Raw genomic sequence first — 22,061 nt, forward strand, 5'->3', positions numbered from 1 at the left:
CCTGTCGTTCGGACGGCGGCCGCATGCGGGCACGCGGCAACCCGGGCGAGACTATCAAGCCCTGGCCGACCGCCCACAATCCGCGGGAGGCTCAGCCGGTCAGCACCTCCATGGTGTCGAAGGTCGGCACCGGCGGCCGGGCGGCGACGGGGGCATCGAGATAGAAGAACGCCGTGGAGGCGATGTCATCGCGCAGCGGCAGGTAGCGCTCGCCGCTGCGCCAGCCGAGCGCCTGGACGTCGACGCGGATGTCGGCCCGGAAGCGGATCGGGTCCGGGATGTGCCAGCGATACATGCCGAACCGCTGCTGGGAGCGGTACAGGCCGTCCGGGCGGATGACCTGGGGCAGACCGAGGTAGGGACTGTTGTACTCGGTGTAGCCCTGCCCGGGAACGTCGAAGTTCCACGCACCCCCGAAATAGTCCTCGGTGCCGGTGCCGCAGATGGTCGGGAACTCGTCGTCGCCGTCGAGGAAGAACTTCAGCTCACCCTCGCCCCACCAGCCCGGGCTGTTCACGCCCCACGCCAGGTAGGTGCCGACATAGTGTCCGCGGCCGCTGATCGGGCCGAGAATCGGGTGCAGTTCGGCGTACGGCAGCGGATTGCTCCGGCGCCACTGGGCGTGCAGCCGCGACGGGCCGGGATCGCCGATCTCGATCTCGTAGTCGATCTGGTAGAAGACCATGGCGTCCTTCTCGCCGGTGTTCTCCAGGGTCAGCCGGGCCGAGGCGAACGGCATCGGCCAGTAGCTGTTGAAGCCGCCGTGCGGGTTGACGGCCACCGGCTCGGAGCTGATCTGGGCGAAGATGCCCCAGCCCTGGGCGAAGAAGTCCCCGTAGGGCACCTCGATCGCCGGCTCGTCGGCACCGTCCCAGTACGCCCGGAGCACCAGCGCGCGCCAGTGCTCCGGGTGCGTGGTCGCCCAGAGGTGAGTGATCCGACCGGGCTCGTCGATCACCCCGAGCTCGGCGGTCTGTCCCGCGTTCAGCATGATCGACGGGGAGACCTTCCAGCCCTGTCCCAGGTCGCGGGCGGCATGGGCCAGGGTGCCCTCGGTGGCCCGGCCGCCGCCGCCGCGGGATCCGTCGAAGTTCTCCGGGCTGATCGACCGGCTCTGCGCGGTACTCAGCTCGGCCAGACGGGACAACGAAGAACCTGCGGGCACGAGCGGGCCTCCTGGTCGATGATCGGATGGAACCTAGGAGCACCGCGCACCCGTGTCAACGCGGCCTGCGGTCAGCCGCGTCGCCGCCCGATCAGGGCCGCGCCCGCGCCGAGCGCCACCACCGCACCGGCCAGGACGCCGACCGGCAACAGCGCACCGGTGTCGGCCAGCGGCTGGCCGCCGCCCGGTGCGGGAGCGCCGGGGTCCTCGCTCGGACCCGTCGTGGCAGCACCAGTCGGGCTGGCCGGGCTGGTCGGGCTGGTCGACGGGTCGTCGCTCGGGCTGGTCGACGGATCGTCGCTCGGGCTGGCCGACGGGTCGTCGCTCGGGCTGGCCGAGGGACCGTCCGGCGCACAGTCGCCGACGGCCGCGACCGCGAGGTCTGGCTGGTCGGAGAACACGACATCCAGACCGGCGCCCACGAAGGCGCAGATCTCGCCGGCCAGGTCGCCGGCCTCGGCCGGGTTGTCACTCGAGCGGAACTGGGCGGGCAGGAACTGGTTCTCGGCGCGGAAGGTCCACCCGACCGTCTCCAGGCCGGCGGCCTCGGCATCGGCGATCACCGGGCTGGGGCTGAGCAACCTGCCCGCCTCGTCCCGCGGAATCATCACGTCCTTGCACAGCCCGATCTGGTCGGCGTAGCCGGCGATCTCGGCCAGCCCCTCGGGGGTGACCAGCTCGGTGTAGGGGCGCTCCGGCTGATCGGCCGGTGCTCCCGAGCAGTTGATCAACTGGGCCAGTTCGACGTCGACCAGACCGTTCAGCTCGACCAGGTTGCCCACCTCGAAGCTCTGGATCGTGACCAGGTCGGCCGCGTCGGCGAGCCCGTGCTCGGTGAGATCCTCGACCACCTTCTCCTCCTGGGAGAGGCCGATCGAGTCGAAGTAGCTGCCGTGCTTGATCTCGGGGACGATCTCGACCGGCTTCCCGGTGCAGGTACGCGAGTTCTGGGCGAACTCGATCACCTCGTCGAAGGTCGGCACCTCATACAGCCCGTCGAACTCCGCGCTGCCCGGCCGCAGCTCCGGCAGCCGCTCCTTCGCCCGCAGGGTGCGCAGCTCGGCCAGGGTGAAGTCCTCGGTGAACCAGCCGGTCACCTCGGCGCCGTCGATCGTCTTGGTGGCCTTGCGGTCGGCGAACTCGGGGCGGTCGGCGACATCGGTGGTGCCCGAGATCTCGTTCTCGTGCCGGTCGACCAGGACGCCGTCGGCGGTCGAGACCAGGTCGGGCTCGATGGCGTCGGCGCACTGCTGGATCGCCAGCTCGTAGGCGGCCAGGGTGTGCTCCGGGCGGTAGCCGCTGGCGCCGCGGTGGGCGATCACCTTGTTCGGGTTGGCCTGCGCGGTGACGGGCTCGGCGGCGATCGTGATCAGCTCGACATCGTCGGGGCGGCCCGGCCGGCGCGCGTCGTCGAAGGGGAAGTTGTTGTCGTTGGCGATCAGCACCTGACCGTCGGACAGCTCGATCGCCACCTCGACGGAGACGAAGCCGAACGCGAACGGGTCGCCGGTCCCCCAGCCGTCGCCCGCGCCGATCTTGTCGGGGTTGTCGATCTTCAGCAGGTCGAAGCGCAGCTCCTTGGACAAGGTGTCGTCGGCGGCGGCCGATGCGAAGCCGGGCAGCGCGTACAGCCGCTTGACCACGGCGGCCGCGCCGTCGAAGTTGTCGCGCTCCAGGATGACCGGGATCCCGTCGGCGCCGACATAGGCGTCCGCGACGAAGTCGTCGGCGCGGTCGGTGCGGTAGGTCCAGGTGTTGTCGGTGTACTCACCGCTGGTGGGATCGAACTCGAAGATCGTCCGCGACCGGGAGTCCTGGCCGGTCGTGGCCTTCTCCAGGATCGGGTACAGGAACCCGCCCCGGGCGAACATCGCCTCGAAGCCCCCGCTCTGCGGAAGGTTCGGCTCGCCGTCGAGGAGCGGGTTCTGCGGCGAGGCGACGCCCGGCAGCGGCACGGGGTCCTGCAGCACCTTGCCGTCGGCGTCGACGTGCAGCAGGAACGGCCCGAACTCCTCGCCGATCCAGAAGCTGCCGTCGCCCTGGCGCTGGACCGACTCGATGTCGAAGTCGGCGCCGGTCAGCGCCCGCTCGCCGTCGGGGTTGGTGATCTCGAAGTCCAGCACGCGATCCGGGTCGGACAGTGTGATGAACCGGATGATCTCGGTCTCACCCGTGGTGAAGTCGGGCCGGATCAGGTACAGGCGGAGCAGGAAGTCCGCCGAGTTGTCCTTGGCACCGAAGCCGTTGTCCGGCATCCCCCAGAACGTGCCGTCGCCGTTGTCGACGATCGCGGAGAATCCGGGGATCGGCTGACCGTCGAACGGCCCACTGACGCCCGTGTCGTCGGAGGAGACCTCCGCCCCCGAGCGCGGGCCCTCGGCCAGGTAGTCCGAGCCGATCGTGGCCCGCCCGGTCAGGGCCGGCTGCGTCGGTTCGGGGGCTGCGGCGGCGCGGCCGGCGAACTGCGGGACGACCGCTGTGCCGGCGGCGAGGGCGGCCGCGGCGGCGGCCAGAGCGAGGCGACGGATCATGAGGGGTAGCCCATCGGTCGACGGCGACGCCCGGATGGCCCGGGAGTGACGACCTCGTGAATGTTGCGTTGATCAACCGGATGAGGGGTCGTCTCGTGGCCGCCCCTCGCCGAGGACGGTCCCGGCATGTTCGCCGAGCAGTCGGCGTTGCAGTTCCTCGGCCGGCCGGCGGGGCCGGGTGATCGCGAACAGCACCGCACCGAGGACCACCCAGCCCAGCAGCGTGAGGTGCTCGGCCGGCCAGACCAGCGACAGGTCGGTGCCGGGCCACAGGGCGAACCCGATCACCGCAAGGGCACCGATCGCCCCGACCACGGGGAGCAGGCCGAGCGCCGATGCCGGCCGCCGCAGGTTCGGGAACCGCCGGGGCAGGATCAGGTACGCGGCGACGACGAGCACCCAGACCAACCCGAGGAACACCCCACCGGCGTCGAGGAACCAGGTGATCGCCCCGGGCCCGAGCAGGCCGAGGACGACGGTCACCACGGCGATGAAGACACACGCATTGCGGGGTACGCCGGAGCGCGCATCGATCCGGCCGAGCGCCGGGGGCAGCAGCTCGGCGCGCGCCAACGCCAGCACGATTCGGGTGCTCGCCACGAAGAGCCCGATGAAGCTGGTCAGCAGCCCCAGCACCGCGATGCCGAGCGCCGCCCAGCCCAGGGCGGGAAATCCCGCGTCGGTGAACGCGGTGATGGTGCCGAGTTTCCCCGCCGCCGTCTGCTCCCACGGTGACACCCAGGCCGTGGCCGCCAGCACGACGACATAGAAGGCCACCGCTCCCACGACCGTGATCACGACGGCACGACCGATCAACCGCGGCGCCACCCGCGCCTCCTCCGCCATGATCGCGACGAGCGAGAAGCCCGCCAGATAGGTGATCCCCGGAACCACCATGCGTACCGTGCTACCGAGGGGATCCTGGTCGGCGCGCCAGGCCGGGAACAGGTTGTCCGGCGTACCGGTCGCGAATCCGGTCACGGCGAGCGCCAGCCCGATCGCCAGCATCGCGGCGAACAGAACCACCTGGACCTGCCCGCCGAGCTGCACCCCGCGCCAGTTCAGGCCGAAGATCACCGCGGTCAGCACGATGCCGAGCGCCAGTACCGGCAGATGCACCGGCTCGTCGTTGATCGTCCAGAGCGGGATCGTCTGCAGGCCGGGGAAGGCCTTGGCGAGCACGGTTCCGAAGGCCGTGACATAGAACGCGAGCGAGGCGATGTAGGCCCCGATGTGCAGCCAGCCGGTGGCGAATCCGAACGGACGGCCGAGCGCGGTATAGGTCCACACCACCTCGCCGCCGGCGCGCGGGATCGTCGCGGTCAGTCGGCCGTACGCCAGCGCGATGCAGGCGGCGAGCACCGCACCGCCGATCAGCCCGAGGATCATCCCGCCCGCGCCATAGCTGTCGAAGAACACCGACGAGGTGTAGATCCAGCTCGAACCGACCACTCCGGCGACGCCCAGCGCGATCAGGGTCGGCAGGCCCAGGCTCTTGCGCAGTTCCGACATGGACCCAGTCAACCCGATTGCGCCGACCGGGCCACCAACCGGTCACGCCGGGTTCACCGAGCGGCCACCCGCCGGCATCGTGGCGTACCTAGGTTGAGGGAAACCCCAGCCCGACGGCCCCCAGCCCAAGGAGACAGACGTGCCCCCCATCAATCGTCGCGGTGTCCTGATCGGCGCCGGCATCGCCGCCGGCGCGGCCGCGCTGAACGCACCGACCACACCGGCACACGCCCGGGGCGGCCGGCCGCTGATCGGCAAGGCCGTGCGACCGCCCCGGATCCACCTGATGACGTACAACATCCGCTACGACACCGGGCGGACCACGCCCGGGCAGGATGATCACTGGCCCGAGCGCGAGCCGCTGCTGGTCGACCTGCTGCGGACCGAGCGGCCGGCCCTGCTCGGCATCCAGGAGGGCCTGTTCCACCAGCTTCGCGCGATCGAACGGGCGCTGCCCGATCACCGGACGATCGGTTACGGGCGGGCCGGCGGCAGCCGCGGTGAGTACTCGGCGATCTACTACGCAGGTGATCGCTTCGACCTGCTCGAATGGGACCAGTTCTGGCTGTCGGACACTCCGCTGCTGATCGGCTCGGCCGACTGGGGCAACCGGGTCACCCGGATCGTCGTCTGGGCCCGGTTCACCGATCGTCGGACGGGCACGGAATTCGTGATGATCAACACCCATTTCGATCATCAGTCCGAGCCGGCGCGGGTCAGGAGCGCCACCACCATCGACGCGCTGGTCCGCAATCAGTTCGCCGACCTTCCCGTGCTGGTGACGGGTGACTTCAATGTGCCCGCCCTCGACTCCGAGGCGTACCGGATCCTGGTCAGCGACGGGCGGCTGGCCGACACCTGGACCGCCGCCGACGAGCGCCTCACCGAGGAGTGGAACACCTTCAACGGCTATCGCGCGCCGGTGGTCGAGGGCACCCGCATCGACTGGGTGCTGGCGAGCCCCGGGGTGCGGGTCCACACCGCGGCCATCAACCCCTACCGGCCGGGCGGGCGCTTCCCATCCGACCACTTCCCCGTCCAGGCCGTCGTCGAACTCCCCCGCTGACCTGGCCGGCGGCCGCTACTGCAGGTCGAGGACCCTGAGCACCTCGCGGGCGTACCGCGCCGGATGGGTGAGATTTCCGTTGTGCCCACCGGGGAACGTCGACACCGGGCGGTTGACGACTGCGCTCAGCGCCAGTGCGCACCGGTAGTCATGGACGGTTCGCGGGGTGGCCTGTCCGACCGCGGGAATGATGCGGGTGCCGGAATCTGCCAGCGAGCCGGCATCGAGGTCGTCGGCGATCGCTGCGGCGACATCGTGGCGGAGGAAATGGTCGAAATTGCGGATCCGGTTCTCATCCATCGGGAAATCGGTCCGCCCCGGCTCGCCCTCGGCGGCAGCCGGCCGGATGCCGAGCGTGTCCGCGAGGTAGGTGATGGCCGCGCCGAGCCCGTCCGACTCGTAGCGGTGGCGGATCTCCGCAAGCTCGGCACGGTGGCGTTTCGCCTCGTCGTCGGGCAGCAGCCAGGGCGCGATCGGCTCGTGGGCGATCAGGGTCGCCAATTGGCCCGGATGGGCGACCGCCAGGTGTAGCCCGATCACCGCGCCGAGGCTGCAACCGAGCAGGATCGCCGGGCGGTCGGTTGCCGCGGCGAGCAGGTGATGCAGGTCGCTCGCGTGATCGGCGATCGATGCCGGGGGCGTACCCGCGCGGCCCGAGCTGCGGGAGAGTCCCCGGCGGTCGTAGGTGAGGACGCGGTAGCGCCCGGCGAGATGCGGGATCAGATCCGCGCTGCGGTCGGCATCGCCCTCCCCGCTCTGGCTGATGGCCAACAGCGGGCCGGTTCCGGTGAGCTGGTAGTGGAGGGTGGCTTCTGGCGTGGTCAGCGTGGGCATGAGGAGAATATATATCCAAACAGATGCATCCAGCTAGATCGAGATTGGTATCGTGGGTGCCATGAACGGAGTCGATCTGTTTCTCCTCGGCCGGGTGCTGATGAGGGTGGCCGAGGAGTCGCTGCCGGCCGATGGGCGTACCGGCGACGTCCGGGTGGGATTGATCGTGGCGAGCGACATCGCCGACCACCCGGGGACCAGCGCGAGCGAGATCGTTGCCCGCACCGGGCTGCCGCAGAGCCGGGTGTCCGGCGCGATCACGCGCCTCAGGACCGCGGGAGCGATCGACGCGAGCCCCGATCCCGCCGACGGGCGACGCATTCTGATCAGCCCGGCGCAGACGATCTCGAAGCGGGTCGCCGAGGTCCGTGCCACGTCCATCGCCGCCGCACTGTCCGAGGCGATGGGCGACCCCGATCCGGACCAGGTCGCCGACGCGATTGCCATGCTCGAGCAGCTCGGCCGGGCGCTGCTGCGACAGCGGCGCGCTGGCCCGGGCGAGCAGGGTTGACCGTCAGTCGGTACGCGACGAGGCCCGCCCCCTCAGATGGGAGCGGGCCTCGTCGACCGGACGGGTACGCCTCAGAGCTGCGTCGCCGAGCCTCCGGCGGCCTCGATCTTGGCCTTGGCCGAGCCGGAGAACGCATGCGCGCTGACCTGCACGGCGACGGAGATCTCGCCGTTGCCGAGGACCTTCACGAGCTCGCCGTCGCGGACCGCGCCCTTGGCCACCAGATCGGCCACGCCGACTTCGCCGCCGTCGGGGAACAGGTCCGCGATGCGGGCCACGTTGACGACCTGGTACTCGGTGCGGAACGGGTTGGTGAAGCCGCGCAGCTTCGGCACCCGCATGTGCATCGGCATCTGGCCGCCCTCGAAGTTCTCGGGGGTGTTCTTCCGCGCGCCGGTGCCCTTGGTGCCACGGCCGGCGGTCTTGCCCTTGGAGCCCTCACCGCGACCCACGCGGGTCTTCGCGGTCTTGGCGCCCGGGGCGGGGCGAAGGTGATGGACCTTCAGTGCCATGTCAGTCAACCTCCTCGACGCTGACCAGGTGCGTGACCGAGTCGAGCATTCCTCGGATCTCGGGACGATCCTCCTTGACGGCGACGTCGCCGATCCGCTTCAGACCGATGCTGCGCAGGGTCTCGCGCTGGTTCTGCTTGCTGCCGATGCCGGACTTGATCTGGGTGACCTTCAGCCGTGCCATCAGGATCCGACCTCCTGCTTCTCGCGCGCGGCCTTCAGCAGCGCCGCCGGGGCGACGTCCTCGACCGGCTTGCCGCGGCGGGCCGCGACCTGCTCCGGCTCCTCCAGCATCTGCAGGGCCGCGACCGTGGCGTGCACCACGTTGATCGCGTTCGGCGAGCCGAGCGACTTCGCCAGCACGTCGTGGATGCCGGCGCACTCGAGCACCGCGCGGACCGCGCCGCCGGCGATCACACCGGTACCGGGCGACGCCGGGCGCAGCAGCACCACGCCGGCGGCCTTCTCGCCCTGCACCGGGTGCGGGACGGTGCCCTGGATGCGCGGGACACGGAAGAAGTTCTTCTTCGCCTCCTCGACACCCTTGGCGATCGCCGCCGGCACCTCCTTGGCCTTGCCGTAGCCGACGCCGACCATGCCGTCGCCGTCACCGACCACGACCAGCGCGGTGAAGCTGAACCGGCGACCGCCCTTGACCACCTTGGCAACCCGGTTGATCGCTACCACGCGCTCGACAAAATTGCTCTTCTCGGCGTCCCGGCCACGACGATCGTCCCGGCCGCGACGCTCGCCCCCGCGGCCGCCGCCGCGCTGGGTTCCACTCATCGCTGTAGTTCCTCTCGTCGTTTCAGAAGTCCAGGCCGCCGGAGCGCGCGCCATCGGCGAGCGCGGCGAGCCGCCCGTGGTACTTGTTGCCGGCGCGGTCGAAGACGACCGCCCCGACACCCTTGGCCTTCGCCCGCTCGGCAACCAACTCGCCGACGCGCTTGGCCTTGGCGGACTTGTCGCCGTCGGTGCCGCGCAGGTCGGCCTCCATGGTCGACGCCGAGGCCAGCGTGACGCCGGCGACATCGTCGACCACCTGGACCAGGATGTGGCGCGCGGAGCGGGTGACCACCAGGCGCGGGCGATCCGGGGAGCCGAAGATCCGCTTCCGGCCGCGCACCTGGCGCCGCCGGCGGGATGCGGTGGTCGATGCGGTGTGCTTGCCCGCGGAGAGCGAGATACCCATCGTCACTTACCAGCCTTTCCAACCTTGCGGCGCACGTGCTCGCCGGCGTACCGCACGCCCTTGCCCTTGTAGGGCTCCGGCTTGCGGATCTTGCGGATGTTCGCGGCGACCTCACCGACGGCCTGCTTGTCGATGCCCTGGACGCTGAACTTGGTCGGGTTCTCCACCGCGAAGGTGATGCCCTCGGGCGCCTTCACGTTGACCGGGTGGCTGAAGCCGAGGTTGAACTCCAGCTCGGCCGGGCCCTTGGAGATCACGCGGTAGCCGACGCCGACGATCTCGAGCTTCTTCTCATAGCCCTCGGTGACACCGGCGACCATGTTGGCCACCAGGGTCCGGGTGAGCCCGTGCAGCGACTTGCTGACTCGCTCGTCGTCGGGGCGGCTGACGGCGATCTCGCCGTTGTCGGAACGCTCGACGGTGATCGGCTCGGCGATGGTGTGGCTCAGGGTGCCCTTCGGGCCCTTCACCTCCACGTGCCGGCCGTCGATCTTGACCTCGACCCCGGACGGGACGGTGATCGGGAGCTTGCCAATACGCGACATGTTCTGTCTCCTACCTTTCCGTCCGGTTCACCACACGTAGGCGAGGATCTCCCCGCCCACGTTCTTGGTCGTCGCGTCCCGGTCGGTCAGCAGACCGTGGGACGTCGAGATGATCGCGATACCGAGGCCGCCGAGGACCTTCGGCAGCTCGTTGCTCTTGGCGTACACCCGCAAGCCGGGCTTGCTGATCCGGCGCACGCCGGCGATCGAGCGCTCGCGGTTCTGCCCGTACTTCAAGGTGATGTCGAGCGACTTGCCGACCTCGCCCTCGGCGGGCTCGCGCACCTCGTAGGAGTCGATGTAGCCCTCCTGGCGCAGGATCTCGGCGATGCCGACCTTGATCTTGGAGTGCGGCATCGTGGTGGAGTCGTGGTACGCCTGGTTGGCGTTGCGCAGACGGGTCAGCATGTCTGCGATCGGGTCAGTCATGGTCATGGCTGAGTTGCTTCTTTCTCGGAATGGTTTCCCGCGGCTCGGCGATCCGGCCCGGGACCTTCCCCGTTCGGTTCAGAGGGTGGTGGTCACCACGAGGACTTGGTGACGCCGGGCAGCTCGCCGCGGTGGGCCAGGTCGCGCAGGCAGATCCGGCACAGGCCGAACTTGCGGAACACGGCCTTGGGTCGGCCACAGCGGTTGCACCGGGTGTAGCCCCGGACACCGAACTTCGGCTTGCGGGACTGCTTGACCTTGAGTGCGGTCTTCGCCATCAGTTGATCACTTCCGTCGTGCGTAGGCCGGGCCGCGGCGGGCCTTGGCCGGCTTCGGGTTGTCGTTGAAGGGGAAGCCCAGGTTCTTCAGCAGGGCCCGGCCTTCGTCATCATTGGTCGCCGAGGTGACGAAGGTGATGTCCATCCCCCGCGCCCGGTCGATCTTGTCGGGATCGATCTCGTGGAACATGACCTGCTCCGTGAGACCGAAGGTGTAGTTGCCCTGGCCGTCGAACTGGTGGGAGTTCAGACCACGGAAGTCGCGGATCCGGGGCAGCGCCAGGCTGAGCAGCCGGTCGGCGAATTCCCACATCCGGTTGCCGCGCATGGTGACGTGGGCGCCGATCGGCTGACCCTCACGCAGCTTGAACTGGGCGATCGACTTGCGGGCCTTGGTGACCTGCGGCTTCTGCCCGGTGATCGTCGTCAGGTCGCGGATCGCGCCGTCGATGATCTTGGAATCCCGGGCCGCCTCGCCGACGCCCATGTTGACGATGATCTTGACCAGGCCGGGGACCTGCATCACGTTGGGATAGTTGAACTCGTTCTGCAGCGCCGGCACGACCTCGGAGCGGTAGCGCTCCTTCAGTCGCGGCAGCGTGCGCTCGGTGACATCTGCGCTCATCAGATTTCCTCTCCGGTCTTCTTCGCGATCCGGACGCTGCGGAAGGCCGGGTACTCGGTGCCGTCGGGGCGACGCTTGGTGACCTCGCGGCGCTCGTGGCCGATCCGGGTGACGACCTCCTCGCCGTCGACCTTCACCACCAACTGGACATTGGAGGCGTGGATCGGGGCCTCGGAGCTGATGATCCCGCCCTCGACCTTCTTGCCCTGCGGGGTCGCGGTCTCGCGGACGTGCCGCTTGACGACATTCACGCCCTGGACGGTGACCTTGTTGGCCTCGGGGTAGACGGCGATGATCTCGCCGACCAGGCCCTTGTCCTTGCCGGCGACCACCTTGACGCGGTCGCCCTTCTTCACATGCAGGCTGTTCATCTCAGACCACCAAACGCTTTCAGATGACTTCCGGGGCGAGCGAGACGATGCGCATGAAGCGCTTCTCGCGCAGCTCCCGGCCGACGGGGCCGAAGATGCGCGTACCGCGCGGCTCGCCGTTGTTGTTCAGAATGACGGCCGCGTTCTCGTCGAACTTGATGTAGGAACCGTCGGCGCGGCGACGCTCCTTGACGGTGCGCACGATGACGGCCTTGACGACCTCGCCGCGCTTCACGTTGCCGCCGGGGATCGCGTCCTTGACGGTGGCCACGATGGTGTCACCGACGCCGGCGTAGCGGCGACCCGAGCCACCGAGAACACGGATGCAGAGAATCTCCTTGGCACCCGTGTTGTCGGCGACCTTCAGTCGCGACTCCTGCTGGATCATGTGTTGTGTCTCCTGGTTGTCTCACCGGTTCCCACCGAACGCGCGCAGACGACGCGGCCCTGGCAGGCCTGGTGGAACGGACGATGTGGTGCGCTGCCCAGAAAAGGTCCCCGTCGGCGTGAGATTCCACGGGCACAGTCCTGCGCAACCGGTACAGCGTAACCCACCGCGGCGGCCGGGACGAAATCGCGGCCGGACGCTCGGCCGGCGGGGGCCCGAGACGCACCTGCCGGCGCGGGCGGGCGGCCTAGGCTAGCGGTGGCGAGCAGAGGGAGAACCATGGGAGACGACGCCTTCGACCGGTTGCTGCTGGGCCTGGACTGGACATTCGTCGCGGGCGAGGACCATCAGCTCGGCGCGGGATCGTGGCTGGGGTTGCGTGAGCCCGGTGTGCTGCAGGTACGCGCGGGCCTGGTCCGGGTGCGCGGCACCGCCGGGTCCCGCACCGATCTCGCGGCGGGCGATCTGCTCTTCACGCCGACGGGGGTACGCCACGAGGTCCACGCCCTGGCCCCGACTGAGCTGCGCCTGGCCCGGCTCGGTGCCAACCACACCCCCGCCGCCGCGGGCCAACTGCCGGACCGGATCGTGCTGACCGACCTGGCCCGCGACGAGCCGCTGGCCGTCGACCTGCTGGCCGACATCGTGACCAATGTGGCCGAGCGGCCGGCCAATCCGGTCTGCGACCGGGCCACCACGCTGCTGTGCTCGATGCTGCTGCGGGCCTGGCGTGAGCGCGGCTGCGCGCCGGATCGCTGGCTGCTCCGGCTGAGCGATCCCGACATCGCGCGGGCGTTGGCGGCGCTGCACGAGACGCCGGGCGCGGAGTGGACCGTCGCAGCGCTGGCCCGGGTGGCGCTCAGCTCGCGGTCCGGCTTCGCCGAGCGCTTCCGCGCCGCCGTCGGCGTACCGCCGTTGCGTTATCTCGCGGAGGTCCGGATGCGCTGGGCGGAGTCGCTGCTGCGGCGCGAGGAACTGACGATCGGGCAGATCGCCCGCGAGGTCGGCTACGGCTCGACGGCCGCGTTCGGGCGGGCGTTCGACCGGCACCGCGGCACCACGCCGCAGCGCTGGCGCGAGGCTCAGCGGGCCGGCGCCGGCTCGGTCGCCCGGGCCGCGGCGAGCGAGCCCACGAGCAGCACGGCGCCGAGCACGCCGGCCGCCGCGGCGATCAGGTAGCTGCCGACCGGCCCGATCATGTCGACGCCGAGGCCGCCGAGCGCCGACCCCGCCACGATGGCGAGCTGGAAGGAGCCCGTGGCGGCGGCATTGGCCGGCTCGACCCGGTCGGGGGCGAGCCTCGTCACCCAGGCCGAGATCACGTTGATCACGCTGCCGAAGGCGACGCCCCAGACGACGGCGACGAGCACCGCGACCGCCTGACCGCGCAGCAGCGCCAGCGCGACCAGAGCGGACGCGATGGTCAGCGGCACCACGGCCACGATCACCCGTAGCCAGCGATCGGTGATCCAGCCGATCACGACGTTGCCGATCAGCGCACCGATGCCGAAGGCCGTCAGCACCCCGGCGGCGAACGCCTCCGACGGATCGGCGGCCAGCGCGATCGCCGGCCGCAGGTAGGTGTAGCCGGCGAAGTGCGCGCCCACCGACGCCACGATCCCGAGCAGGCCGACGGCCAGACCCGGTACGCCGAACACGCGCCGCAGCGCCGCCCATCCCGTGCCGGGTGCCGGGGCGACTGCCGGCAGCGCCAGCGCCAGCACGACCGCGGCGAGCGCGCACAGCGCGGCCGCCAGCCCGAAGGTCGCCCGCCAGCCGAGCGCGCCGCCGACCAGCACGCCGAGCGGTACGCCGGCCACGGTGGCGACCATCGTCCCCGCATTCACCACCAGCATTCCGCGGCCGATCCGATCGGCGGCGACGATGCGGCTGACCACCACCAGCGCCAGCGACCAGAAGCCACCCACCGCGACGCCGAGCAGCAGCCGGGCACCGATCAGCACCACGACATTCGGCGCGATCGCGACGATCGTGTCGGAGACCGCGGCAAGCGCGGCCAGGCCGACCAGCAGCCGCCGCCGGTCCAGCCGCGGCAGCAACGAGCCGAGGCCGATCGCCGAGACCAGCGCCGTCAGTGCGGTGGCGCTGACCGACAGCCCGAGGACGCCCTCGCTGGTGTCGAGGTCGCCCGCCATCGCCGTCAGCAGGCCGGGCGGCAGGAACTCCGAACAGACCAGCGAGAAACTGCCGAGGAACAGCGCCGCGAGCGCACGTCGATCACCCATGCCACCAGCGTTGTCCCGGGCCGGGTGCCGATGGTTGACCCGCCATCCGGACGCATTGATCGAAACGCCGGGTTCCTCCCGGACCGGCCCCGGCCCGGGCCCACGGACGTCGGTCAGTCGATGACGCCGAACTCGTAGCCGTCGGAGCGCAGGTCCTCGATGATCGTGGGCAGCGCGCCGATGGTCAGGTCGTTGTCCTTGTAGTCGTGCAGCAAGACGACGGCCACGCCCGGGTTGCCGGACTCGGCAAGGGTGGACGACACCAGCTCGGCGGCCGCCTCCGACGATGCCGGCGCCTCCGCGTCGCCGTCCCCGTCGAGGGCGTTCCACTCGATCCAGTAGCGATCCTTCTTGGCCATCGCCGCGTCGGCCTCGTCCAGGCCCTTCCACGACTGGTGCCCGCCCGGGTACCGATAGCCGTGCACCGCATAGTCGGGGCCGAGCACCTTGCGTATCGCCGCCAACGCCTTCTCGTTGTCCGCCACCACCTGCTTGGCGTTCCCACGCCCGCCGGGGTACAGCTCGCTGTAGTCGTGGGAGTAGCTGTGGATGTCGATCGCGTGCCCCTCGGCGATGGTGCGCCTGACCAGCGACTTGTCGGCCTTGCCGAGGGCCTTCGGGCCGGCGATGTAGAAGAAGGTCGCCGGGACCTTCTCCTTCTTCAAGATGTCCAGCACCCGCGGCGTCGAGCTGTTCGTCGGCCCGTCGTCGAAGGTCAGGAACGCGATCTTGTTCCTGGGATAGCCCGCCGCCTTCTCGCCCTCGACCAGCCAGCGGTTGACGTCCTTCGCCGAGTAGACGTACGCCGAGGCGGCGTTGTTGTGATTCGCGCCCGGCTTGAGCTTTGTCGGGTCGGCGCTCGGCGTCGGGCTCGGTGTGGGCGCCGGGCTCGATGAACCGGCCGACGAGCCGCTCGGCGACCCCGCCGAAGGCCCGGTCGCCGCGGGCGGGTCGCTGGCCTGCGTCGGGGCCCCGGGCGGCGACCCGCAGCCGACCAACCCGAGCACGCTCAGCCCGCCCGCTACGACCCAACGCCACGAGTGCCGCACATCCCCTCCTCATGGGTTCGTCCCTCACGCACAGCTCGACCCGCTAAGCCTATTGGCCCGCCCCGGGCGCGCCGGCCGGTCGCGCCGATGATCATCGGCGGGTACGCGAAAGGCCCGCCTCCGATCGGGAGGCGGGCCCTGCGCGTACGTCGGTCAACCGGTGCGGGCCTCGATCACTTGGCCTTCTCGCGGATGTCCAACAGGCGCCAGCGCTTGGACTTGCTCAGCGGACGGGTCTCGACGATCCGCACCCGGTCGCCGAGGCCGGCGTCGTTGTTCTCGTCGTGGGCCTTGAGCCGGACGGTCTGCCGCAGCACCTTGCCGTAGAGGGCGTGCTTCTTGCGGTCCTCGACGGCGACCACGATGGTCTTGTCCATCTTGTCGCTGACCACATAGCCGGTACGCACCTTGCGCGCGGTGCGCTCCGGCGCGGTCCCCTCGCTCTGCTCGGTCGTCGCTTCGCTCATGATCATGCCTTCTCGGTGGTCGTGGTCTCGGACTCGGCGGGCTCGGCGACGATGCCGAGGTTGCGCTCCTGGAGGACCGTGTAGATCCGCGCGATGTCCTTGCGGACGGCGCGCAGCCGGCCGTGTGACTCGAGCTGACCGGTCGCGGCGGCGAAGCGGAGCGTGAACAGCTCCTCCTTCAGCTCGGACACCTTGTCGTTCAGGGCATCCCGGTTCAGGCCGCGCAGGTCCGCGGCAACAAGCGACTTCGCCATCAGGCGTCACCTCCCTCGCGCGTCACGAAGCGCGCCTTCATCGGCAGCTTGTGGATCGCGAGCCGCATGGCCTCGCGGGCCACGGACTCGTCCACACCGGACAGCTCGAACATCACCCGTCCGGGCTTGACATTGGCGACCCACCACTCGGGCGAGCCCTTGCCCGACCCCATCCGGGTCTCGGCCGGCTTCTTGGTCAGCGGGCGGTCGGGGTAGATGTTGATCCAGACCTTGCCGCCACGCTTGATGTGCCGGGTCATCGCGATACGCGCGGACTCGATCTGCCGGTTGGTGACATAGGCGGGCTCGAGGGCCTGGATGCCGTAGTCGCCGAACGCCAGCTCGGTGCCGCCCTTGGCCATGCCGCGGCGCTTGGGGTGGTGCTGCTTGCGGAACTTCACCTTGCGGGGAACCAGCATGTCCTCACGCTCCTGTGTTCTCAGCCGGCGCAGCCTGCGCGCCGGCGTTCTCGGCGGGCGCCGACTCGGTGCGCTGCGCGTCGCCGCGCGGGGCAGCGCCCTCGCGCCGGCGGGCGCCACCGCGCTCCGGACGGTCACCGCGGTCGGGGCGGTCGCCGCGGCGGCCGCGTCCCGGGCGCTGGCGGCCCTGGGCGTTCTGCCGGGCGGCCTTCTGAGCGGCGCGCTCGGTACGCGAGCCCGACACGTCGCCCTTGTAGATCCACACCTTCACACCGATCCGGCCGAACGGCGTACGGGCCTCGAAGAAGCCGTAGTCGATGTCGGCGCGCAGCGTGTGCAGCGGCACCTGGCCCTCGCGGTAGAACTCCGAGCGGCTCATCTCGGCACCGCCGAGGCGGCCGGAGCACTTGATCCGGATGCCCTTGGCGCCGGCCCGCATCGCGGTCTGCTGCGCCTTGCGCATGGCGCGGCGGAACGCCACCCGGGCGGCGAGTTGCTCGGCAACGCCCTGGGCGACGAGCTGGGCGTCGATCTCGGGGTTCTTCACCTCGAGGATGTTCAACTGCACCTGCTTGCCGGTCAGCTTCTCCAGCTCGGCGCGGACGCGCTCGGCCTCGGCGCCGTTGCGGCCGATCACGATGCCCGGCCGGGCGGCGTAGAGGAAGATCGTCAGCCGCTCGGAACGACGCTCGATCTCCACCGAGGAGATGCCCGCGCGCTCGAGGTTCTTGGCCAGCCACTCGCGGACCTTGATGTCCTCGGCGACGTTCTCGGAGTAGTTCTTGTCGCCGTACCAGCGGGTGGTGTGGTCGGTCGTCACACCGAGGCGGAAGCCGTTCGGGTTGATCTTCTGACCCATGCTCAGGCCTCCTTCTGCTCGTCGGTGGACTTGTCGGTCTTCTTGCGGCCCTGCGCGGTACGCGCCTCCTTGGGCTCGACCACCACGGTGATGTGGCTGCCGCGCTTCATGATCCGGCTCGCCGAGCCCTTGGCGCGCGGGCGGATCCGGCGCAGGGTGACGCCCTCGTCCACGAACACCTGGGAGACGAACAGGTCGTCGGCGGCCAGGTCGTCGGTGTCGGCCGCGTTGGCGGCGGCGCTCGCGACGACCTTGTAGACGGGTTCGCTCGCGGCCTGCGGCGCGAACTTCAGCACGTCGAGGGCCTCGGTGACATCCATCCCGCGGACCACATCGGCGACCCGGCGTACCTTCGTCGGCGACATCCGGACGTGCCGCGCGATGGCGAAGCTCCCCGGCCGATCTCCGAGCAGCGCAGCGCGTCGGCTGGGCCGGGCTTGCGTATCAGTACTCATCTTCTGCTTCCTCGATCAGCGGCGACGCGACTTGCGGTCGTCCTTGATGTGGCCCCGGAAGGTACGCGTGGGCGCGAACTCCCCGAGCTTGTGGCCGATCATGGCCTCGGTCACGAAGACCGGGACATGCTTGCGACCGTCGTGCACGGCGATGGTGTGCCCGAGCATGTCCGGCACGATCATCGAACGGCGCGACCAGGTCTTGATCACGTTCTTGGTGCCCTTCTCGTTCTGCACGTCCACCTTCTTCATCAGGTGGTCGTCGACGAACGGGCCCTTCTTCAAGCTGCGTGGCATCTCTCAGTGACTCCTGCTCAGCGCTTCTTGCCGGTCTTGCGACGGCGGACGATCAGGCGGTTGCTCGCCTTGTTCGGGTTGCGGGTGCGGCCCTCGGGCTTGCCCCACGGCGACACCGGGTGGCGACCACCAGACGTCTTGCCCTCGCCGCCACCGTGCGGGTGGTCGACCGGGTTCATCACGACGCCGCGGACGGTCGGGCGCTTGCCCTTCCAGCGGTTGCGTCCGGCCTTGCCCCAGTTGATGTTGGACTGCTCGGCGTTGCCGACCTCGCCCACCGTGGCGCGGCAGCGTACGTCGACCATCCGCATCTCACCGGACGGCATGCGCAGCGTCGCCATCTTGCCCTCGCGGGCGACGAGCTGGATCGCCGCGCCGGCGCTGCGGCCGAGCTTGGCGCCGCCACCGGGGCGCAGCTCGACGGCATGCACCGTGGTGCCGACCGGGATGTTGCGCAGCGGCAGGTTGTTGCCGGGCTTGATGTCGGCGCCCTCGCCGGCCTCGACGACCGAGCCCTGGGCCAGGCCGACGGGCGCGATCACGTAGCGCTTCTCGCCGTCGGCGTAGTGCAGCAGCGCGATCCGGGCGGTCCGGTTGGGGTCGTACTCGATGTGCGCGACCTTGGCCGGCACACCGTCCTTGTCCCAGCGACGGAAGTCGATCAGGCGGTACGCCTGCTTGTGACCGCCGCCGATGTGACGGGTGGTGATCCGGCCGGTGTTGTTGCGTCCGCCGGACTTCTTCTTCGGTGCCAGCAGCGACTTCTCCGGGGTCGAGCGGGTCACCTCGGCGAAGTCGGCAACCGACGAGCCGCGACGGCCCGGGGTTGTCGGCTTGTACTTGCGAATGGCCATGAGGTCTCCAGTCCTGTCTCTCTACCCCGGCTCAGGCGCCGGCCTGGCCGAAGATGTCGATCCGCTCACCGTCGGCGACCGTGACGATCGCGCGCTTGGTGTCGGGGCGCTTGCCCGTGCCGAAGCGGGTCCGGCGGGCCTTGCCCTTGCGGTTCTGGGTGTTGACCCGGGTGACCTTCACGCCGAACACCTTCTCGACGGCGATCTTGATCTCGGTCTTGTTGGCATCGGGAGCGACGACGAAGGTGTAGCTGTTCTCGTCGATCAGCCCGTAGCTCTTCTCGCTGACGACCGGCGCGAGCAGGATGTCGCGGTGGTCGCGGATCTTCAGCGCGTCAGTCACTTGTCGTCCTCCGAGTCATCGGTCGCAGCGACCGCATTGACGAATCCGGCGCGCTCGGCGGCCTCGGCGCTGGCGAACCAGACCTCGGCGATCGTCCGGGCGTACCACGGCGAGTCGGGGGCGTGGAACTTCATCGAGTCCTCGTTGCCCTTGATGTCGAACCCGGCCGGCGGGTTCGCACCGCGGTAGGAGCCCTCACCGAACGGCGCATCGGCCTCGTCGGCCGTGGTGTCGGCCACGGTGGCCCCGGCAGCGCCTGAGCTCGCCTCGCTCTCCCGAGCGGTGGCCTTCGCGCCCTTGCCGGTCTGCGGGCCGGCGACGAACTGCTCCAGCGCACCCTCGGTGAAGACCACCGAGTCGCCGACCAGCACGTCGTAGGCGTTCAGTTGGTCGACGGCCAGCGGGTGCACGTCGGCAACGTTGCGCAGCGACAGGTACGCCACGTCCTCGTCGCGGGTCAGCACCACGAGCACCTTGCCCGCGCCGGCGACCGCGCGGACGGCGGCCACGGCGGCCTTGGTGTTCGGGGTCTCCCCGGCCAGGCCGGAGACGACGTGGATGCGGCCGTCGCGGGCCCGGTCGGACAGCACACCGCGCAGGGCGGCGGCGACCATCTTCTTCGGGGTCCGCTGGCTGTAGCCGTGCGGGGTCGGGCCGTGCACGACACCGCCGCCGGTCCACTGCGGGGCGCGGCGCGAACCCTGGCGGGCGCGGCCGGTGCCCTTCTGCCGCCACGGCTTGGCGCCACCGCCGCGGACCTCGCCGCGGGTCTTGGTGTCGTGGGTGCCCTGGCGACCGGCGGCGAGCTGGGCCACCACGACCTGGTGGATCAGCGGGATGTTGGTCTGGGTGTCGAAGATCGCGCCCGGCAGTTCGGCGGTGCCGGACTTCTTGCCCGCGACGTCGACGATGTCGACGCTCACGTCGGTCCGGGTGCCCGCCGTCTCGGTGGCGCGCTCGTCAATGTTGGCGGTCATGCCCCGCTACCTCCGTTCACAACGTCTCCCTTCTTGGCGGCGCTGCGCAGGACAACGAGGCCACCCTTGGCCCCGGGCACCGCGCCCTTGACCAGGATCAGGCCGCGCTCGGGATCGACCGAGTGCACCTGCAGGTTCTGCACGGTCACGCGGTCGACGCCCATCCGGCCGGCCATCCGCAGGCCCTTGAACACCCGGCCCGGGGTGGCGCAGCCGCCGATGGAGCCCGGCGAGCGGTGCTTGCGGTGCACACCGTGCGAGGCGCGCAGGCCGGCGAAGCCGTGCCGCTTCATGACACCGGCGGTGCCCTTGCCGCGGCTGACACCGGTCACGTCGACGATCTCGGCCGGCTCGAAGACCTCGGCGGTCAGCTCCTGGCCCGGCTCGTAGTCGGCGGCATCGGTGGTGCGCAGCTCGACCAGGTGCTTGCGCGGCGTGACGCCGGCGGCGCCGAAGTGGCCGGCGTCGGGCTTGTTCACGCGCTTGGGCTTCACGGCGCCGAAGCCGAGCTGGACCGCGGAGTAGCCGTCCTTCTCCGGCGTGCGGACCTGGGTGACCACACAGGGCCCGGCCTGGATCACGGTCACGGGCACGACCTGGTTGTTCTCGTCCCAGAGCTGGGTCATGCCGAGCTTGGTGCCCAGCAGACCCTTCACCTTGCGTTCGGTAGTCGTCATCTTGGCGTCGTTCCTCAGAGCTTGATCTCGATGTCCACGCCCGCCGGCAGGTCGAGGCGCATCAGCGAGTCGACCGTCTTCGGGGTGGGATCGATGATGTCGATCAGTCGCTTGTGCGTACGCATCTCGAAGTGCTCGCGGCTGTCCTTGTACTTGTGCGGCGAACGGATCACGCAGTACACGTTCTTCTCCGTCGGCAGCGGCACCGGCCCGGCGACCGTCGCACCGGTACGCGTGACCGTGTCGACGATCTTGCGCGCCGAGGTGTCGATGACCTCGTGGTCATAGGCCTTCAGCCTGATGCGGATCTTCTGTCCCGCCACAGTTCGTCCTCTTCTCGTCCCTGCACGTGTCTCCGCCGACCACCCGGGGGCGATCCGTCGCGGCGCTCGTTGTCCGAGTGCCTCGCTGTTCTCGAGTCACTTGTACGTTGGCCGGGCACCGCGGTGCCGACCGCGTTGCTCCGACCCCCGCGGTCGGGCGTGTCGCAGGCCCTGGACGCACGACAAGCACGGAAATCCCTGCTCGTTGATTGTGTCCGGCCGGCGGGATCTTGCGATCCGCTCCGCCCTGTGCGGTTGATCTCTCGGTGCGGCGTACCCCGCGCAGCGCTCTCCCGGGGGAGCTCGTCGGCGCACGGCACGCCCCGGCGACCTTGTCGAGGCAACCCGTAGATTCTGGCAGACATCGCCCGCGAGGCCAAATCCGGCGGCGGGCTATCGTTGAGGACATGAGCAGCCCGGCCGAGCCCGTTTCCGCCGCTGCCCCGCGCCGGGCCGCTCCCGCGCGCGCCTCGGTCTCGCTGATCGTCGGCACCGTCTGCGCATTCGTCTCCTGTGCCGGGCTCGGCACCGCGATCATCGGCTACCTGACCGGCCAGTTGCCGATGGCAATCGCGGCATCGGTGGCGCTGGTCGGGGCGCTGGCCACCGTGGTCCTGCTCTGCCTGGCCCTCGATGCGAAGAGCGACCCGAATCTGCTCTGGCTGCGGATCGGCTCCGGCATCGCGATCGTCGGCGGCGGCGCCGCGCTGGCCGCCTTCCTGCTCCTCGCACCATTCGACTTCGTCGTGCCGGTGGCGCTGGGCGTCAGCATCGTCGCCCAACTGCTGATCCTCGTCGCGAGCTTCACCCACTACCGCTGAGCCCGCGTCGGACCCCGAATCGCGGGCCACTCCCCCGGCCGGGCCGCCCGCACTAGGGTCG

Annotated in this window: 31 protein-coding genes; 4 read left to right on the plus strand and 27 right to left on the minus strand. The window is 70.1% G+C overall.

Features of this window, described 5'->3' with window-relative positions:
• Nucleotides 1–91: 91 nt before the first annotated feature.
• The 3 genes from GGQ54_RS04985 to GGQ54_RS04995 all read right to left on the minus strand — a co-directional run bounded on the left by GGQ54_RS04985 (nucleotide 92) and on the right by GGQ54_RS04995 (nucleotide 5,208).
• On the minus strand, nucleotides 92–1,165 hold the full coding sequence (locus tag GGQ54_RS04985) for a glycoside hydrolase family 172 protein (protein WP_343045854.1): 1,074 nt from the start codon (nucleotides 1,163–1,165) through the stop codon (nucleotides 92–94).
• Nucleotides 1,166–1,236: 71 nt separating this feature from the next.
• A complete protein-coding gene (locus GGQ54_RS04990; protein WP_179444393.1) occupies nucleotides 1,237–3,696 on the minus strand; it encodes an esterase-like activity of phytase family protein in 2,460 nt (819 codons plus the stop codon).
• Nucleotides 3,697–3,768: 72 nt separating this feature from the next.
• Nucleotides 3,769–5,208 carry an APC family permease gene (locus GGQ54_RS04995; RefSeq protein ID WP_179444394.1) on the minus strand — a complete coding sequence of 480 codons (1,440 nt, stop codon included), beginning with the start codon at nucleotides 5,206–5,208 and terminating at the stop codon, nucleotides 3,769–3,771.
• Between the two features lie 139 nt (nucleotides 5,209–5,347).
• Here GGQ54_RS04995 and GGQ54_RS05000 point away from each other — a divergent pair, with 139 nt between their 5' ends.
• On the plus strand, nucleotides 5,348–6,274 hold the full coding sequence (locus GGQ54_RS05000) for an endonuclease/exonuclease/phosphatase family protein (protein WP_343045855.1): 927 nt from the start codon (nucleotides 5,348–5,350) through the stop codon (nucleotides 6,272–6,274).
• 15 nt (nucleotides 6,275–6,289) lie between these two features.
• Here the strand turns inward: GGQ54_RS05000 and GGQ54_RS05005 are convergent, their stop codons facing one another.
• Entirely contained in the window at nucleotides 6,290–7,108 is an 819-nt protein-coding gene (locus tag GGQ54_RS05005; RefSeq protein WP_179444395.1) for an alpha/beta fold hydrolase, read from the minus strand.
• Nucleotides 7,109–7,169: 61 nt separating this feature from the next.
• Between GGQ54_RS05005 and GGQ54_RS05010 the strand changes: the two genes are divergently transcribed.
• Complete coding sequence (locus GGQ54_RS05010) at nucleotides 7,170–7,619, plus strand: MarR family winged helix-turn-helix transcriptional regulator (RefSeq protein WP_179444396.1); 450 nt, start codon at nucleotides 7,170–7,172, stop codon at nucleotides 7,617–7,619.
• Nucleotides 7,620–7,690: 71 nt separating this feature from the next.
• On the opposite strand, the gene rplO is transcribed toward GGQ54_RS05010, so the two are convergent.
• From rplO to rplN, 10 genes are all read right to left on the minus strand, one after another.
• On the minus strand, nucleotides 7,691–8,131 hold the full coding sequence (gene rplO / locus GGQ54_RS05015) for a 50S ribosomal protein L15 (RefSeq protein WP_179444397.1): 441 nt from the start codon (nucleotides 8,129–8,131) through the stop codon (nucleotides 7,691–7,693).
• Between the two features lies 1 nt (nucleotide 8,132).
• Nucleotides 8,133–8,315: a 50S ribosomal protein L30 gene (rpmD, locus tag GGQ54_RS05020; RefSeq protein ID WP_179444398.1), complete on the minus strand. Its 183-nt coding sequence runs from the start codon at nucleotides 8,313–8,315 to the stop codon at nucleotides 8,133–8,135.
• On the minus strand, nucleotides 8,315–8,917 hold the full coding sequence (gene rpsE, locus GGQ54_RS05025) for a 30S ribosomal protein S5 (RefSeq protein WP_179444399.1): 603 nt from the start codon (nucleotides 8,915–8,917) through the stop codon (nucleotides 8,315–8,317). The genes rpmD and rpsE overlap by 1 nt, the downstream gene beginning before the upstream one ends.
• 22 nt (nucleotides 8,918–8,939) lie before the next feature.
• A complete protein-coding gene (rplR, locus tag GGQ54_RS05030; RefSeq protein WP_179446428.1) occupies nucleotides 8,940–9,323 on the minus strand; it encodes a 50S ribosomal protein L18 in 384 nt (127 codons plus the stop codon).
• A gap of 2 nt (nucleotides 9,324–9,325) precedes the next feature.
• On the minus strand, nucleotides 9,326–9,868 hold the full coding sequence (gene rplF / locus GGQ54_RS05035; protein WP_179444400.1) for a 50S ribosomal protein L6: 543 nt from the start codon (nucleotides 9,866–9,868) through the stop codon (nucleotides 9,326–9,328).
• 27 nt (nucleotides 9,869–9,895) lie between these two features.
• Complete coding sequence (gene rpsH / locus GGQ54_RS05040) at nucleotides 9,896–10,303, minus strand: 30S ribosomal protein S8 (RefSeq protein WP_179444401.1); 408 nt, start codon at nucleotides 10,301–10,303, stop codon at nucleotides 9,896–9,898.
• Between the two features lie 86 nt (nucleotides 10,304–10,389).
• Nucleotides 10,390–10,575 carry a type Z 30S ribosomal protein S14 gene (locus GGQ54_RS05045; RefSeq protein WP_179444402.1) on the minus strand — a complete coding sequence of 62 codons (186 nt, stop codon included), beginning with the start codon at nucleotides 10,573–10,575 and terminating at the stop codon, nucleotides 10,390–10,392.
• A gap of 7 nt (nucleotides 10,576–10,582) precedes the next feature.
• Complete coding sequence (gene rplE, locus GGQ54_RS05050; protein WP_179444403.1) at nucleotides 10,583–11,200, minus strand: 50S ribosomal protein L5; 618 nt, start codon at nucleotides 11,198–11,200, stop codon at nucleotides 10,583–10,585.
• The gene (rplX, locus tag GGQ54_RS05055; RefSeq protein ID WP_179444404.1) at nucleotides 11,200–11,571 is read right to left on the minus strand and encodes a 50S ribosomal protein L24; all 372 of its coding nucleotides are present in this window, start codon (nucleotides 11,569–11,571) and stop codon (nucleotides 11,200–11,202) included. The genes rplE and rplX overlap by 1 nt, the downstream gene beginning before the upstream one ends.
• 19 nt (nucleotides 11,572–11,590) lie before the next feature.
• Nucleotides 11,591–11,959, minus strand: coding sequence for a 50S ribosomal protein L14 (rplN, locus tag GGQ54_RS05060; RefSeq protein ID WP_179444405.1), 369 nt, complete (start codon nucleotides 11,957–11,959; stop codon nucleotides 11,591–11,593).
• A gap of 279 nt (nucleotides 11,960–12,238) precedes the next feature.
• Between rplN and GGQ54_RS05065 the strand changes: the two genes are divergently transcribed.
• Nucleotides 12,239–13,138 carry an AraC family transcriptional regulator gene (locus tag GGQ54_RS05065; protein WP_179444406.1) on the plus strand — a complete coding sequence of 300 codons (900 nt, stop codon included), beginning with the start codon at nucleotides 12,239–12,241 and terminating at the stop codon, nucleotides 13,136–13,138.
• On the opposite strand, the gene GGQ54_RS05070 is transcribed toward GGQ54_RS05065, so the two are convergent.
• The 13 genes from GGQ54_RS05070 to rpsJ all read right to left on the minus strand — a co-directional run bounded on the left by GGQ54_RS05070 (nucleotide 13,042) and on the right by rpsJ (nucleotide 21,179).
• On the minus strand, nucleotides 13,042–14,205 hold the full coding sequence (locus tag GGQ54_RS05070) for an MFS transporter (protein ID WP_179444407.1): 1,164 nt from the start codon (nucleotides 14,203–14,205) through the stop codon (nucleotides 13,042–13,044). The two genes, GGQ54_RS05065 and GGQ54_RS05070, sit on opposite strands and share 97 nt — an antisense overlap.
• A 113-nt stretch (nucleotides 14,206–14,318) precedes the next feature.
• Nucleotides 14,319–15,254, minus strand: a complete 936-nt coding sequence (locus tag GGQ54_RS05075) for a polysaccharide deacetylase family protein (RefSeq protein WP_179444408.1) — start codon at nucleotides 15,252–15,254, stop codon at nucleotides 14,319–14,321.
• A 173-nt stretch (nucleotides 15,255–15,427) separates the two neighbouring features.
• Nucleotides 15,428–15,721, minus strand: coding sequence for a 30S ribosomal protein S17 (gene rpsQ / locus GGQ54_RS05080; protein WP_179444409.1), 294 nt, complete (start codon nucleotides 15,719–15,721; stop codon nucleotides 15,428–15,430).
• A gap of 2 nt (nucleotides 15,722–15,723) precedes the next feature.
• A complete protein-coding gene (gene rpmC, locus GGQ54_RS05085) occupies nucleotides 15,724–15,975 on the minus strand; it encodes a 50S ribosomal protein L29 (protein WP_179444410.1) in 252 nt (83 codons plus the stop codon).
• Nucleotides 15,975–16,394 carry a 50S ribosomal protein L16 gene (gene rplP, locus GGQ54_RS05090; RefSeq protein WP_179444411.1) on the minus strand — a complete coding sequence of 140 codons (420 nt, stop codon included), beginning with the start codon at nucleotides 16,392–16,394 and terminating at the stop codon, nucleotides 15,975–15,977. The genes rpmC and rplP overlap by 1 nt, the downstream gene beginning before the upstream one ends.
• Nucleotides 16,395–16,398: 4 nt before the next feature.
• A complete protein-coding gene (gene rpsC, locus GGQ54_RS05095) occupies nucleotides 16,399–17,253 on the minus strand; it encodes a 30S ribosomal protein S3 (RefSeq protein WP_179444412.1) in 855 nt (284 codons plus the stop codon).
• 2 nt (nucleotides 17,254–17,255) lie between these two features.
• Entirely contained in the window at nucleotides 17,256–17,708 is a 453-nt protein-coding gene (rplV, locus tag GGQ54_RS05100) for a 50S ribosomal protein L22 (protein ID WP_179444413.1), read from the minus strand.
• Between the two features lie 15 nt (nucleotides 17,709–17,723).
• Nucleotides 17,724–18,005, minus strand: coding sequence for a 30S ribosomal protein S19 (gene rpsS, locus GGQ54_RS05105; RefSeq protein WP_179444414.1), 282 nt, complete (start codon nucleotides 18,003–18,005; stop codon nucleotides 17,724–17,726).
• 17 nt (nucleotides 18,006–18,022) lie between these two features.
• A complete protein-coding gene (rplB, locus tag GGQ54_RS05110) occupies nucleotides 18,023–18,859 on the minus strand; it encodes a 50S ribosomal protein L2 (protein ID WP_179444415.1) in 837 nt (278 codons plus the stop codon).
• 31 nt (nucleotides 18,860–18,890) lie between these two features.
• Nucleotides 18,891–19,202 (minus strand): 50S ribosomal protein L23, encoded by a 312-nt coding sequence (rplW, locus tag GGQ54_RS05115; RefSeq protein ID WP_343045856.1) that lies wholly within the window; start codon nucleotides 19,200–19,202, stop codon nucleotides 18,891–18,893.
• Complete coding sequence (rplD, locus tag GGQ54_RS05120; RefSeq protein WP_179444416.1) at nucleotides 19,199–20,179, minus strand: 50S ribosomal protein L4, sunset domain variant; 981 nt, start codon at nucleotides 20,177–20,179, stop codon at nucleotides 19,199–19,201. Before rplD ends, rplW begins: the two co-directional genes overlap by 4 nt.
• On the minus strand, nucleotides 20,176–20,856 hold the full coding sequence (gene rplC, locus GGQ54_RS05125) for a 50S ribosomal protein L3 (RefSeq protein WP_179444417.1): 681 nt from the start codon (nucleotides 20,854–20,856) through the stop codon (nucleotides 20,176–20,178). The genes rplD and rplC overlap by 4 nt, the downstream gene beginning before the upstream one ends.
• 14 nt (nucleotides 20,857–20,870) lie before the next feature.
• The gene (gene rpsJ, locus GGQ54_RS05130; RefSeq protein ID WP_039345402.1) at nucleotides 20,871–21,179 is read right to left on the minus strand and encodes a 30S ribosomal protein S10; all 309 of its coding nucleotides are present in this window, start codon (nucleotides 21,177–21,179) and stop codon (nucleotides 20,871–20,873) included.
• Between the two features lie 407 nt (nucleotides 21,180–21,586).
• Between rpsJ and GGQ54_RS05135 the strand changes: the two genes are divergently transcribed.
• A complete protein-coding gene (locus GGQ54_RS05135) occupies nucleotides 21,587–22,000 on the plus strand; it encodes a hypothetical protein (RefSeq protein ID WP_179444418.1) in 414 nt (137 codons plus the stop codon).
• Nucleotides 22,001–22,061: the final 61 nt, after the last annotated feature.

The sequence above is a fragment of the Naumannella cuiyingiana genome, from assembly GCF_013408305.1.
In the GTDB taxonomy this organism is placed as follows: Bacteria; Actinomycetota; Actinomycetes; order Propionibacteriales; family Propionibacteriaceae; genus Naumannella; species Naumannella cuiyingiana.